General features: G+C 40.6%; 12 protein-coding genes. 1 reads left to right on the top strand and 11 read right to left on the bottom strand.

What is annotated here, in order from left to right; genetic code table 11:
* Positions 1–4 precede the first annotated feature (4 nt).
* Genes lpdA through JSQ81_RS01480 form a run of 5 tightly spaced genes read right to left on the bottom strand, consistent with a single transcriptional unit; the run spans position 5 to position 6,658 of the window.
* On the bottom strand, positions 5–1,432 hold the full coding sequence (gene lpdA, locus JSQ81_RS01500) for a dihydrolipoyl dehydrogenase (RefSeq protein ID WP_212605988.1): 1,428 nt from the start codon (positions 1,430–1,432) through the stop codon (positions 5–7).
* Between the two features lie 25 nt (positions 1,433–1,457).
* Positions 1,458–2,540 carry a butyrate kinase gene (buk, locus tag JSQ81_RS01495; protein WP_212605987.1) on the bottom strand — a complete coding sequence of 361 codons (1,083 nt, stop codon included), beginning with the start codon at positions 2,538–2,540 and terminating at the stop codon, positions 1,458–1,460.
* Positions 2,541–2,574: 34 nt separating this feature from the next.
* The gene (locus JSQ81_RS01490; RefSeq protein ID WP_212605986.1) at positions 2,575–3,669 is read right to left on the bottom strand and encodes a Leu/Phe/Val dehydrogenase; all 1,095 of its coding nucleotides are present in this window, start codon (positions 3,667–3,669) and stop codon (positions 2,575–2,577) included.
* Between the two features lie 28 nt (positions 3,670–3,697).
* On the bottom strand, positions 3,698–4,609 hold the full coding sequence (gene yqiS / locus JSQ81_RS01485; protein WP_212605985.1) for a phosphate butyryltransferase: 912 nt from the start codon (positions 4,607–4,609) through the stop codon (positions 3,698–3,700).
* Positions 4,610–4,624: 15 nt separating this feature from the next.
* Positions 4,625–6,658, bottom strand: a complete 2,034-nt coding sequence (locus JSQ81_RS01480) for a sigma 54-interacting transcriptional regulator (protein WP_212605984.1) — start codon at positions 6,656–6,658, stop codon at positions 4,625–4,627.
* Between the two features lie 127 nt (positions 6,659–6,785).
* Between JSQ81_RS01480 and JSQ81_RS01475 the strand changes: the two genes are divergently transcribed.
* Entirely contained in the window at positions 6,786–7,037 is a 252-nt protein-coding gene (locus tag JSQ81_RS01475; RefSeq protein ID WP_212605983.1) for a DUF2627 domain-containing protein, read from the top strand.
* 216 nt (positions 7,038–7,253) lie between these two features.
* On the opposite strand, the gene spo0A is transcribed toward JSQ81_RS01475, so the two are convergent.
* The 6 genes from spo0A to dxs form a co-directional block, all read right to left on the bottom strand.
* Positions 7,254–8,045, bottom strand: a complete 792-nt coding sequence (gene spo0A, locus JSQ81_RS01470; RefSeq protein ID WP_212605982.1) for a sporulation transcription factor Spo0A — start codon at positions 8,043–8,045, stop codon at positions 7,254–7,256.
* Between the two features lie 204 nt (positions 8,046–8,249).
* A complete protein-coding gene (locus tag JSQ81_RS01465; RefSeq protein WP_212605981.1) occupies positions 8,250–9,218 on the bottom strand; it encodes a SpoIVB peptidase S55 domain-containing protein in 969 nt (322 codons plus the stop codon).
* A gap of 112 nt (positions 9,219–9,330) precedes the next feature.
* Positions 9,331–11,022, bottom strand: a complete 1,692-nt coding sequence (recN, locus tag JSQ81_RS01460) for a DNA repair protein RecN (RefSeq protein WP_212605980.1) — start codon at positions 11,020–11,022, stop codon at positions 9,331–9,333.
* Positions 11,023–11,037: 15 nt separating this feature from the next.
* Positions 11,038–11,487: a transcriptional regulator AhrC/ArgR gene (ahrC, locus tag JSQ81_RS01455; RefSeq protein ID WP_212605979.1), complete on the bottom strand. Its 450-nt coding sequence runs from the start codon at positions 11,485–11,487 to the stop codon at positions 11,038–11,040.
* Positions 11,488–11,552: 65 nt separating this feature from the next.
* Complete coding sequence (locus JSQ81_RS01450) at positions 11,553–12,371, bottom strand: TlyA family RNA methyltransferase (protein ID WP_212605978.1); 819 nt, start codon at positions 12,369–12,371, stop codon at positions 11,553–11,555.
* The gene (gene dxs / locus JSQ81_RS01445) at positions 12,371–14,272 is read right to left on the bottom strand and encodes a 1-deoxy-D-xylulose-5-phosphate synthase (protein ID WP_212605977.1); all 1,902 of its coding nucleotides are present in this window, start codon (positions 14,270–14,272) and stop codon (positions 12,371–12,373) included. Before dxs ends, JSQ81_RS01450 begins: the two co-directional genes overlap by 1 nt.
* Positions 14,273–14,286 lie beyond the last annotated feature (14 nt).

Here is a 14,286-nt window from a genome sequence, read left to right as displayed (position 1 = left end):
CCTTTTACATGTGTATCGCTTTTCCATCCACAGCTAAAGCCGCTTCGCCCATTACTTCGGAAAGTGATGGATGTGGATGAATTGTAGTTGCAACTTCCCATGGTGTTGCGTCAAGAACCATTGCCAAACCTGCTTCTGATATAAGTTCCGTAACATGGGAGCCAATCATATGCACACCGAGAATATCGTCCGATGCCTTGTCAGCAATAATTTTGACGAAACCATCAGAGTTTCCATTAACGAGTGATTTTCCGATTGCCATAAATGGAAACTTACCAACTTTAACATCAAAGCCTTGATCTTTTGCTTGTTGTTCCGTAATCCCGACACTTGAAACTTCCGGGCTTGAATAAATGCAACGCGAAATCTTTTTATAATCAATTGGTTCATTTTTCAGTCCCGCGATATGTTCAACTGCGGCAATTCCTTCATGAGAAGCTACATGCGCAAGTTGAAGACCGCCAATCACATCACCAATTGCATAAATATGATGTTCTTTCGTTTGGAACGTAGGTCTTGTTTGAATAAAACCATTGACTACTTCGATTTCAGTATTTTCTATTCCAATACCTTCAACATTCGCTTGGCGTCCAACCGACACTAGCATTTTCTCAGCTGAATATTCTTTCGTCTCGCCTGAAACTTCTGCAGAAATTGTAACTGAACCAGTCTCTTTTACAAGTGTATCCGGCAATACCTGTGCACTCGTTACGAAAGTAATTCCTTTTTTCGATAGAATTTTTTTCATTTCTTTAGAAATATCGACATCTTCAGTTGGAATGATTTGATCCGCATATTCAAGCACAGTTACTTCAACACCAAAGTCATGCAACATAGATGCCCACTCAATTCCAATGACACCGCCACCGACAATAATGATTGATTTTGGAAGCGTTTCCATCGACAATGCTCCATCAGAAGATAAGACATCCGTTTCATCGATTTCCAACCCAGGTAATGACTTTGGTCTTGAACCTGTCGCGATAATTAAATGTTTTAAAATAAGCATTTCATTCTCTTCGCCGTTTTTCATTTCAACTGAAATTGTTCCAGGCATTGGTGAGAAGATAGAAGGTCCCAGCATTCTGCCCAGTCCTTCAAAAACATCGATCTTCCCTTTTTTCATCAGCCCGGTAACACCTTGGTGCAATTGTTTCACAATACCATTTTTACGTTCTTGCACTCGGCTAAAATCGAGCGATACATCGGCCGTATCTACCCCGAACTCTGCAGCTTGATTTTTCGCCAAGTCATAAACTTCAGCACTTTTCAATAAGGCTTTACTCGGAATGCATCCTTTATGCAAGCATGTTCCGCCGAGCATTTCTTTTTCTACAAGGGCCGTTTTCAGTCCTAATTGCGCAGCTCGGATTGCAGCTACATAACCGCCCGTGCCGCCGCCTAAAATGACTACATCATACTCTCGTCCCAAATCAGTTACCTCCCTGAACTATCCGTTAAGATGGATAGCTTTTTGCTTTCTCCTCGCCTGAAAGTACTCGAATTGCACCTTCAGCGAGTGCTTGTAATTCATCTTCACCTGGATATACGACAACATCAGAAATCCAGTCGACTTTAGATGAAATTGACTCAATAAATTCTTTTCCGTATGCAAGTCCGCCGGTCAATATGATGGCATCGATACGGCCTTCCAATACTGCAGCCGCACTACCGATTTCTTTGGCAATTTGATAAGCCATGGCTTCGTAAATCAGTGTTGCCTTTTCATCGCCGGCTGCAATCCTTTTTTCAACAAGAACGGCATCATTCGTCCCAAGATACCCGACCAGGCCGCCTCCACCGACGAGCGATTTCATGACCTCACTCCGGAAATAATTGCCTGAAAAACATAAATCGACAAGATCGCCCGTGGGAACAGTCCCCGCTCTTTCTGGACTAAATGGACCATCACCGTGCAATCCGTTATTGACGTCGATTACTTTCCCTTCGGCATGGGCGCCTACTGTAATTCCGCCGCCCATATGCGTCACGATTAGGCGAAGATCCGCATACTTCTTGTTCACTTGGAATGCATACCTTCTTGCAACTGCTTTTTGGTTTAACGCATGAAAAATCGATTTACGATTAATTAAAGAAAAACCGGATATTCGAGCAACAGGTTGAAGTTCATCGACGACAACTGGGTCGACGATGAAAGCCGGTATATTAAGCCCCTTCGCAATTTCATTGGCCAAAATGCCACCCAGATTGGAGGCATGTTGACCCGAATAACCTTTTCTTAAATCATCAATCATGGCATCGTTGACATCATACGTTCCGCCTTCTATCGGACGCAACAATCCGCCGCGCCCGCATACAGCGTTCAGTTTTGAAATACTGATACCTTCCGATTCCAAAGCATTCAAAATGGCATCTTTCCGGAAACTATATTGATCGATTATGGAAGGATATTGTGCAACCTCTTCTGCCGAATGTCGGATGGTGCTTTCCATGAGTAATTTATCATCGATGAAAACCCCTATTTTGGTAGAAGTAGAACCCGGGTTGATCACTAAAACTCTGTATTCTTTTGCTTGCACATTAATTTCTCCTTCCACATCAATCAACCGATTGTTATCGTTTCGTTAAAATACTTTTTTCATTTTGCAGAAATTGACTGCGCGATTTTGCAACACGTGCAATACGCTGTTCAGCCAAGCGGTCAGCCGCGACGTAAGTCGGAATGTTTTCTTCTTTAGAAATGTTGAAAATCTCACCAATTATATTGTAAATTCCTTCAACTCGTTTAAGCGCGCGTTCACTGTTATAGCCAATTAATTCATCAGCAACATTAATGACACCGCCTGAGTTGATAACGTAATCCGGTGCATAAACAATGCCCATTTCATGAATTTCGTCGCCGTGACGATTTTCTTTTAATTGGTTGTTCGCAGAACCCGCAATCACTTTACACTTGAATTGCGGAATCGTTTCATCATTAATTACTGCACCTAGCGCGCATGGAGCGAAAATATCCGCTTCTTGCGAATAAATCTCATCGATGCCGACAGCTGTCGCGCCGAATGCATCCACTGCACGTTGAACGGCTTGCTCATTAATATCTGTAACAATCAGTTTCGCGCCTTCTTCGTGTAAATGTTCGCATAATGTGTATGCAACGTTGCCGACACCTTGTACTGCAATTGTTTTACCCTCTAATGAATCCGTACCGAACGCTTCTTTTGCCGCTGCTTTCATACCGACATAAATGCCATATGCAGTTACCGGTGAAGGGTTACCTGAAGATCCGCCTTCTGCAGAAGTTCCAGTTACATAGTCTGTTTCCAGGTGAATGAGGTCCATATCTGCTTCAGTCGTTCCAACATCTTCCGCAGTAATATAACGACCATTCAATCCTTCTATGAAACGACCAAATGCACGGAACATTTCATCATTTTTATCTGTTCTTGGATCGCCGATAATAACAGTCTTTCCGCCGCCGAGATTTAGTCCCGCTGCCGCGTTTTTATATGTCATGCCACGTGCTAATCGAAGCGCATCTTCAATTGCTTCGCTTTCACTTGCATACGTCCACATACGTGTACCGCCAAGAGCTGGGCCTAGTGTCGTGTCGTGGATAGCGATAATCGCTTTTAACCCTGATGTTTTATCTTGACAAAAAACAACTTGCTCAAAATCTTCAGTTTCCATATACTTGAAAATTTCCATTAAAAATTCCTCCTTAGTAGGTACGTGTTCAATTCGTTGATGTAGAAAGGATTGCAAGTGCAAGCGAATAAAGTTTGCTTTCTGCACTATCTGCTCTCGAAGTCAATACGATTGGCGCGCTGGCTCCTTGGATGACAGCGCCAACCTTCGCCTGTGCAAAATACATGAGTGATTTATATAAAATGTTTCCTGCTTCGATATTTGGTGCCACTAAGATATCGGCTTTCCCAGCCGATGGACCAGTTATGCCTTTTTGTGTGGCAGCTTCTGTTGAAATTGCATTGTCGAGTGCCAATGGACCTTCTATTATACAACCGTCAATCTGACCGCGCTGATTCATAACAACTAGTGAAGCTGCATCAATCGTTGGTGTCATCGCAGAATTAATCGTTTCAATAGCCGCAAGAGGCGCAACGATTGGTTGATCAATCCCGCATGCATGGGCAGTTGCAACTGCATTCCGGATGATTTGCGCTTTTGCGTCGAGATCTGGCGCTATATTCATGGCCGCATCTGTAACAAACAAGAGTCTATCATAGTTTGGCACTTCAAATGCTGCAACATGAGAAAGTACTTTCCCTGTTCTAAGGCCGTACTCGCTATTTAAAACTTCTTTCAAAAGTACTGACGTTGGAATATTTCCTTTCATCAATACATGCGCTTGTCCACTGGAAACCGCTTTTACAGCCTCAACCGCTGATTCTTTCAGATTTTCAGTATGATAAATCTGTATTTTATCATTGGCGAGTAACTCACGATAGTTTTGCGAAAGTAAATGATGAATTTTTTCTTGGTCGTCAAATAATATAAATGACGCAATTCCGTTATTTACTGCTTCATAAACCGCTGTAAGCACTTCCATATCAGCTGCAGAAGCGACCGCTACGATAGGATCATCTTGCATAGCTGCTTTTTCAACAATTGAAGCAAGTGTTGTCATTTCAATTCCTCCTAATTACACGAGGTTAAATTTTTCTAACTTATAATAAAGTGATCTAAGAGAAATTCCTAGTCTGTTGGCGGTAGTCGATTTATTGCCATCATTTTCGCGAAGTGCTGTTTCAAGAATGGTTTTCTCGTAATCATCCATTATTGAAGCAAGCGTGCTTTTTTCTGGAAGAACAGAATCTTCTGCTGCATGATTTTCGGTAAAAAGAGATTTTGTTACATCTTCTAGTTCTAGAATAGTTTTTCCCTGATTGCTATAAATCATTGCTCGACTTAGGACGTTTTCTAACTCCCGAACATTTCCAGGCCAATCGAAGCGCTTTAAAAAGTTTTGTGCCTCTTTTGATATTCCCTTTACATTCATGCCGAATTCTTGGTTTAACTTAATCAGTATGTTCTCGACAATGACCGGAATATCTTCTTTTCGTGAACGAAGAGAAGGAATCTGAATTGAAATCCTGTTCAATAAGTAATATAAGTCTTCCAAAAACGTACCATCATGCATCGCTTTTTCCAGATTTTTAGATGATGCTGCAATTATGCGAACGGGTAAACGTATTGGATCATCATTGCCGTATGGATAAATAATCCCTTCACGTAAATAAATCAGTACTTTTTCTTGTACTTCCAACGGCATATCTGAAATTTCGTCTAGAAAAAGTGTGCCGTTCTTTGATTGCATAAACAAACTGTCATTCAGGTTATTTGTGTTTGTATCATCAAGGTTGCCAAATAACTCAGCTTCCAAATTTACTGGATGATTCGTACAATTGACCCGCACGAATTTACCGAACTTTTGTTCACTTTCACTATGAATTGCATGCGCGAATAATTCTTTTCCGCTTCCTGCTTCGCCTCGAAGCAAAACGGGTATACTGTTTCGTGCAGCAAGCTTAGCTTGTTCAATCGCAATTTCAATATCCGTGGATTTTCCATACACATCATCAAATGTATAGGTCGATTCCAGTTTACGAATAATTGTGCGTGCCCGGTCAAGCTCATTCATTAAGTTTCTCATCTCGGTAATATCATGAATGACCCCGACACTACCTCGAACCTGCCTATCGACGATTATCGGCGCAACGTTGACAATGACTTCATTGTTGTTTTCACCGACGCGCATATTAACGCCTCGAACAGGCTGCCTGGTTTTCAATACTTTCATATGAATACTTTCACCTTCGCTAATATCAACGGCAGCGGGTTTCCCTATTACCTCGTCCGCTGTCAGACCAGTAATGCGCGTGTAGGCGGGATTAACAAGTATTCCATTTCCATTTTCATCTACAACGGAAATCGCATCATCGCTTGAATGAATAATTGCTTCGAGCATTGTTTGTACTTTTTTCAAGTCTGTGATTTCTTCTGCAAGTGCCAAAACTTCTGTCATATCTTTAAATACCGCAAATGCGCCTACTATTTTCCCTTTATGATCATGTAGCGGGTATCTTGATGTGACTATTTTAAGACCATTTTGCAGAACTAATTCTTTGTTTAACTCTGACCTACCTGAATCAAAGACATGGGTCAATCTTGACGTTGGTACTACATCAGTAATCTTCTTTCCAATAGCATCCTCAATTGACGTACCCGTCATACGAGCAGCACTATTATTAAAAAAGTCTACTTTCCCATGCTTATTAATGCCGATCATACCTTCGTCTACGGAGTCAAAAACCATCCGTTGTTTATGGACTTCGGCACGAATCCGTTTTGTGTATGTATCATTCTCTTCAAGTAGGCGAACAAGAAGGTTTGCTACTGAATCGGGTATCAATACAGTATGATTGGATCTCGCCTTTAATAATTCGGCAAAAACTGCCTCATTTCCTGACACATCAAAAACAATATGTATGTTTGGCGAAAGATGTACTTTCCAGTCACTTCCATAATGAATTCCAAGTTCTTTTGCTCGGGTAATCCCTGGTGCTCTTTCATCTGTGTCAATGATTGCTTTCACATTCATAAAATCTAGATTTTGGAGTAGGTCCAGAATTATTAAGCCGCCTGTCCCCGCCCCGACAATGAGAACGTTTTGCAAGGATGTTCATTCTCCTTTTTGGCGCGTGCAATCTTTTGCAATTACAATTTAATCATACACGATTGCCCTCTTCTTGACAATATATCTTCAGCAGGTAAAATTATATATGTCAAAAGGAGATGTTTTAATGGCACGCTTAGCGGCTTTTATTGTACTTTTAATTCCAGGAGTTTTTGCTGCTGGTGGAATAAAGCTGATGAGGGATTCATTATACGGAATTATTTTCTTCCCTTTTCCAGCAAGTTGGGTACAATTTCTAATAGGGCTCATTATGTTCAGTGCGGGGTTGGCATTTTTCGCAGGTTTTCTACTTCGCCGCGACCGAAAAAATGGACGTGTACAAGAGCGCTTTGTAAAAAAAGATGGATCACGACAATAACCTGTCATGATCCATCTTTTTATATGAATTAAATACAAAAGCGAAAATCGCGCCGTTTAGCCCCGACAGGCATAAGCAATCCAACGACGTGGCGCTCTTTGCCTGAGAAGAATTGCTTATGACCCGAGGGGCTGGCGCCTGGAGCTGGACGTGAATTCTCTATGTTAGAATTTATCAACAGTACATAATTTTATAGTTTCCTAAGAAAGTACAAAATCAGCTTGCCATATGTTCAAGCCTGATTTTATCAGCGATCATCGCAATGAATTCACTATTCGTCGGTTTACTTTTCAAATGATGGACAGTGTATCCGAACATTTTTGAAATAACCTCGTAATTCCCTCGATTCCAGGCAACTTCAATAGCATGTCGAATTGCACGTTCCACGCGAGAAGGTGTCGTGTTAAATTTTGATGCGATATCAGGATAAAGGACTTTTGTGACCGAACCAAGGAGTTCTACGTCGGAATAAACCATCTGGATTGCCTCACGAAGAAATGCATAGCCTTTAATATGCGCTGGAACGCCAATTTCTTTAATTATTCCAGTGATTGTCGTATCCAGTACTTTTTGACTTACAGTCCCCGGTGCTGATCCCCCACCTGGTTGTGATATTGGAATGGACGGCTTTTTAGTGCCCGCTACTTGAAATATTTGATTGGTCAGTCGATCGAACTCAAACGGTTTCAGCATAAAATAGGATGCGCCTAAATCTGCCGCTTGTGTCATGACATCTTCTTGTCCAAATGCTGTTAGCATGATAATGTGTAAATCTTTATATTTCGAACTACCGCCGATCGTTTCTAGAACTGCAATACCATCTAGATGAGGCATAATTATGTCAAGAAGTAGTACATCAGGTACTATTTCTTCTAGCATTGTCAAACAAACTTTCCCATTATGCCCAGTCCAAACAATTTCAATTTCTGGGTGTTTTTCAAAATAAGACTTCATCGTTTTTACAAGTTCTTTGTTATCATCTACAATTGCAACTTTTATAGTATCCAACTTCATTTCCCCCTCTTAAAACCAAATTTTATAATTGAGCAGTCTATGATTGCTTAGTAGGAGAATTTCGACAAAAGATACTTATTCCCTTTAATATAAGTAAAGATGAATCTTCTGGAGGATGTTTTCATCGAATTTCGACATTTTTCGCATGTTTAATTTTAAAAAGAAAGAAGGTCAACCAATTTGGTTGACCTTTCTTCATTACTTTTCCCCTTTACGCATCGTTTCCAAAAAAAGCGCTGCACCTTTTTCTGGTTCATCCACGAACATATGGGTGACTGCACCAACAAATTTTCCGTTTTGGATTACCGGACTTCCACTCATCCCTTGCAAAATTCCGCCGGTCATTTCCAGTAATTTTGAATCCGTTAAGACAAAATGGAACTGATCTTTTTCAACGCTTGTGATTCGAATTGAAAAAGACTCAACCGTTGTGCCTTTTACAGTCGTATATATTTCCGCTGCACCCACTTTGACATCTGAAGGATGCATAATAACAAGTGGTTCGGATAAGACTTCATCATGAGAGCCATTCCACAAACCAAAAATGCCGTAAATTCCATTTTTGTTTATAGTTCCGAGCGTTTCTTCATCTTTAACGATTGTTGATATTTTATATCCCGGATTCCCTGGGACACTTTTCCGGATTTGCTCAATTTCGGAAAGATGAATCGAGCCTACTTTAAATTGTGGTGGCGTTTTTAATGAACTGTCGATAATTTGATGACCTAGCGCACCATATGTTCCGTTTTTTGGATCCACATACGTTAAGGTTCCTGTACCTTCTGTGCTGTCTTTTAGGAATGGAATTAGCCGTTTTATTGCTTCGCTATCTGACTTGACTTGAAATGTTTCTCCGTTCCTTGAGACAAGTAATTTTACGCCTTCCTTGTCACGAATCGATGATAATGTTTGCTCCAAAATTTTTAGCTTTGAAATTTTTACATTGTCAACTTCTCCAATAAGATCGCCAGCTCTCAACCATTCGTCTTTGCCAAGTAAAACGTCATTCGTAATAAAAACACCTGACAAATCCATTTTTATGCCGATTGAATGACCCATCGGAATAAGTGATTCATCATTCCCGGATGCCGTTCCCGTATTGATCGGCAAAAACAGCAAGACGACAGAAAACGTTACAATCAACCTGAACTGCTTACTCCATCCCATATTTCACCTCCTCATAAAGAGATACTAATGGTATGTCCGTTCAGAGGAATCTTATGAGAGGGTAAAAAAAGAAATAAAAAACGTGCATAATTTACGATGCACGTGAAATGTTTTATCTGAAACTTTTCTTTCTCACTGCAGCAAGCGTCAGGAGTTCTTCCGCGTGTTTTAGCGTTAGCGGCGTTGTTTCTGCGCCGGAAAGCATTCGTGATAATTCATTTGTTCGTTCCTTATTATGAACATTTTCAATTGCGGTGGTCGTTCTTTTGTTTTTCACTTCTTTTTTGATTAAATAATGCTGATCAGCCATTGCCGCAACTTGCGGTAAATGAGAAATACAAAGCACTTGGGAATGACTCGCAACCATTGCAATTTTTTCTGCAATCGCTTGTGCGACTCGTCCACTCACTCCAGTGTCCACCTCATCAAAAATAATCGAAGTGATTCCTTGATGTTTTGAAAATATTGTTTTTAATGCCAGCATTAGTCGCGATAGTTCACCGCCCGAAGCGACCTTGACAAGAGGTTTTAAAGGCTCGCCAACGTTTGTAGAAATATGAAATGCAATATCATCGTAGCCAGTGATGTCAAACCCTTTTTTACGGTCTATCATGACCTTGAATGATGCTTTTTCCATATGTAGTTGTTGAAGTTGCTCCAAAATTGCGATTTCTAATTGCTTGGCTGAATTGCGTCGAATAATGGACAGTTCTTCTGCTTCAATTTCTAAATCCTTTTTAAGTTGAATTAATTTTTCTTGTTCGACGAGCAATCGTTCATCACGATTTATCAAACTTTCAAGTTCATCAGCAATTTTATCTCGGTAAATTAAAATATCTTCTGTTGTATTCCCATATTTTCGTTTTAATGCGATATGTAATGCAAGTCTTTCCTCGACAATATCCAATCTGGCAGGGTCAAATTCCAAATCGTCTATTCGATTTCTAAGTTCATGTGCAGTTTCTTGCAAAGTGTAAAAGCTCGTAGAAATCGACTCTAATTGGTTTGCCAAATCCCGATCGACTTCCGCTGCGTCTTCCATGTCACTCATGGCAGAGCCCACCCAATCGAGTGCGCGCGAATCGCCACTTATGGACTCGTACGCGGTATTTAAACGTTCATAAAGACGATTGAAGTTTTGAAGTTTTCGCTGTTCATCTTCAAGTTTTTCATCTTCCCCGATTTCAAGTTGTGCCTCATTTATTTCTTTTAATTGAAAAGAATAAAGATCGATTCGTTGAGCAACTTGCTGTTCATTTTCATCGGCTGCTTCTAATTTTCTCTTCAATTTCAAATACTTATTATATAATTCTAGATAACTAGCATACGCTTCTTCCATTTTGTTCCCTGCATATTGATCTAATAGGTGAATATGCCTGCGTTCATGCATTAATTCTTGGTTTTCGTGTTGACCGTGAATGTCAATGATTTGATTGCCTACTTCTCTTAATACCGCAATTGTAACGAGATTACCGTTTATCCGGCAAACATTTTTCCCGTTACTATTAAGATCTCGACGTAAAATTATAACTCCATCTTCTACTTCGATACCGAATTGTTGCAATGTATTAATGACCGGATGCTTTGAATCTTCGATGCTGAAATGCCCTTCAAGCTCAGCTCGATTTGCCCCATGGCGAATAAAGCGTTGCGATCCGCGTCCACCCGCTATCAATTGAACAGCATCGATAATTATCGATTTTCCTGCTCCCGTCTCGCCAGTTAACACAGTAAGTCCATTTTCAAATCGAACATCAAGTTGTTCAATGATCGCGAAATTTTTAATTGAAATTTCATTTAACATTCAGGCTCACCACTTTCAAAGCATCGCAAGTAATTTTTCTTTTACGTCCGGTAACTTTGTTTCGTCCCTGCAAATTATCAGGCAAGTATCATCTCCGCAAATCGTTCCCAACATTTCTTCCCATTTCAAATGGTCAAGAAGGGAACCTACCGCTTGTGCATTTCCCGGCAGTGTTTTAAGGACAAGAAAATGTCCAGCACCATCGATACTAACAAAAGCATCCGTCATTGCTCGATGCAATTTTTCTTCAGTATTGTATGAATGGATCGGTGGTAAACTATATTTGTAATTCCCATTATTTGTTGGAACTTTAATTAGATGCATTTCTTTTATATCACGTGAAACAGTCGCTTGTGTAACATCTACACCAGCATCTTTCAAGCTTTGTACAAGCTCGTCCTGTGTTTCAACATCATTGTTGGAAATAATATCCCGTATCCGTATATGTCTATGCCCTTTATTCAAGATTGAACCTCCTATTATTTTGAAATAAAATAAGTAAAAATTGAAAAGCGCACAATCAATGCGCGCTATTGCAATTCTTTGTAAGCGACATCAATGAGCGCGTTAAATGTATCGTCAGTATAAGATTTGACCGGACTTTCATCAGCGGTTAAATGAAATAAAAATTCAATATTTCCTTCTGCGCCCGTCACAGGTGAAAATGATGCACCCCGTAGCGTAAATCCTTCATTTAAAGACATATCCGCAAGTTTTTTCAGTACTTCGAAATGAGTGGAACGTTCTTTTACGACACCCTTTTTCCCAACTTTTCCTTTGCCAGCTTCAAATTGAGGTTTCACAAGAGCAATGACATTTCCGCCGTCCGAAATAATCTTTTTTAATGTCGGCAAAATAAGTGCTAACGAGATGAATGAAACATCAATTGTTGCAAATTGCGGCTGCCCATCAGTAAATAATTCTGCTGTGGCATAACGAAAATTCATTCGTTCCATCACGGTTACGCGTGGATCTTGTCTGATTTTCCAAGCAAGCTGATTATACCCAACATCTAAAGCGTAACAATGGGCTGCCCCATTTTGCAATGCGCAATCAGTGAAGCCGCCCGTTGAAGCACCGATGTCCAAAACGATTTTATCTTTTGTATCAACATCAAAAACTTCAAGGGCTTTTTCTAACTTTAAACCGCCGCGACTAACGTATTTCAATGTACTTCCTTTTACTTCCAAAGGCGCATCGGTGAAAATTCTTTCACCCGGCTTTTCCATTCGAGTATTAGCAGAAAATACAATGCCAGCCATTATTGAACGTTTAGCTTGTTCCCTTGTTTCCACTAGTCCTCTTTTTACGAGAAGAACATCTACTCGTTCTTTTTCTTCACCAGCCATTAAACGACGCCTCTTTCTACGGTCTTTTTCGGTAAAATAGAAAGAACGTTTTGGGATAAATGATCGGCAGTCATGCCTATTTCTGCAAGCAATTCATTCACATCGCCGTGTTCTATGAACTTATCCGGAATACCCATTCGTTGAATCGGGGCTTCGGAATACGAAACGTCATGCGCATATTCAAGAACAGCACTTCCGAATCCTCCAGCAAGAACGCCTTCTTCTACAGTCATAATTGGTATTTTCATACTAAACATTTCATCAAGCATCATTGAATCAAGCGGCTTAATAAAGCGAGCATTGACGACACGGGCGTTAATACCTTTTTCCTCTAGCATCTCCGCAGCTTCAAGTGCCATCGGGATAGACGTGCCGAAGGTTAATATTGCCGCATCAGTTCCATCACGTAAAATTTCCCATGAACCGATTGGTATTGAATAAGTACTTTCATCCAAGGATACTCCTAAGCCATTTCCGCGTGGATAGCGTAAAGCAATGGGACCATCATTGTATTCGATTGCAGTTTTCACCATATGTTGGCCTTCATTTTCGTCTTTAGGCATCATGATGACCAAATTAGGCATATGTCTCAAAAATGCAATATCAAAAACGCCTTGATGCGTTTCACCATCGGCTCCAACAAGTCCGGAGCGGTCAATACCAATGAAAACATTCAGATTTTGGCGTGAAATATCATGGAGGATTTGATCATATGCCCGTTGTAAAAAGGTCGAGTAAATCGCCAAGAACGGTTTCATTCCCTGAGTTGCAAGCCCAGCTGACATTGTTGTCGCATGTTGTTCAGCAATACCAACATCGAAAAATCGGTCTGGAAATTCTGCTGCAAATGATTCCAGTTTGGATCCAACAGGCATTGCAGGCGTTATCGCTACGATTCGTTTATCAACACGTGCTAAATCGCTTAACGAATCAGCAATAAGACCGCTCCAAGATGGTGCGACAGAAGATGATTTAACAAAATCTCCTGTTTCAATTTTATAAGGACCAGTGCCGTGCCATGTTCCTATTTTGTCATCTTCGGCAGGACGATATCCCTTACCTTTTTTGGTAATTACATGAAGAAGTACAGGTCCTTCCATCTTTTTAGCGTATTGAAGATTTCTTTCCAAATCCGAAAAGTCATGGCCATCTACTGGGCCTAAATAAGTAAAACCGAGCTCTTCAAAAAAGACGCCCGAAACGAGTAAATATTTCAAGCTATCTTTTACACGTTCAGCGGCCGATGCCACTCTACCACCAACGGCAGGAATCTTTTTCAAAATATATTCCAATTCATCTTTGGCAGAATTATATTTTCCTGCAGTTCTTAGTTTTCCTAAAATCGTATGAAGCGCTCCGACATTCGGCGCGATCGACATTTCATTATCATTCAAGATGACAAGCATATTGGTTTTTTCGTGTCCGATATGATTCAGCGCCTCAAGCGCCATGCCGCCTGTCAGCGCACCATCGCCGATTACAGGAATGACATAATTTTCATCACCTTTAATATCCCGAGCTACAGCCATTCCCATAGCGGCTGATAATGAAGTTGAACTATGACCTGCTTCCCAAACATCATGTTCGCTTTCATTCATTTTCGGAAACCCGCAAAGGCCTTTGAATTGCCGAAGCGTATCAAAATCCCCCGCGCGTCCCGTTAAAATTTTATGAACATAAGCCTGGTGTCCGACATCCCATAAGATTTTATCCTTAGGGCTGTCGAAAACTTTATGAAGCATAAGCGTTAGTTCAACCACACCAAGATTCGGTCCAATATGTCCGCCAGTTACAGATAATTTTTCAACAAGAAACTGTCGAATATCCTCAGCAAGCTCTCTTAATTGTTCTTTATTCATTTTTTTAATAAAAGACGGATTTTCGATTTTAGTGAGGTTCACTGTTATCACACACC

Origin of the sequence: Sporosarcina sp. Marseille-Q4063 (genome assembly GCF_018309085.1) — a bacterium.
Taxonomy (GTDB): Bacteria; Bacillota; Bacilli; order Bacillales_A; family Planococcaceae; genus Sporosarcina.
The sequence above is the reverse complement of the archived record's forward strand: the minus strand, read 5'-3'. Positions and strand labels throughout refer to the sequence as shown.

Coding starts and splice junctions, on each gene's coding strand:
- recN (WP_212605980.1), bottom strand. CDS start 11,022: ATGTTAAATGAAATTTCAATTAAAAATTTCGCGATCATTGAACAACTT.
- JSQ81_RS01465 (WP_212605981.1), bottom strand. CDS start 9,218: ATGGGATGGAGTAAGCAGTTCAGGTTGATTGTAACGTTTTCTGTCGTC.
- JSQ81_RS01490 (WP_212605986.1), bottom strand. CDS start 3,669: ATGGAAATTTTCAAGTATATGGAAACTGAAGATTTTGAGCAAGTTGTT.
- JSQ81_RS01475 (WP_212605983.1), top strand. CDS start 6,786: ATGGCACGCTTAGCGGCTTTTATTGTACTTTTAATTCCAGGAGTTTTT.
- JSQ81_RS01450 (WP_212605978.1), bottom strand. CDS start 12,371: ATGGCTGGTGAAGAAAAAGAACGAGTAGATGTTCTTCTCGTAAAAAGA.
- yqiS (WP_212605985.1), bottom strand. CDS start 4,609: ATGACAACACTTGCTTCAATTGTTGAAAAAGCAGCTATGCAAGATGAT.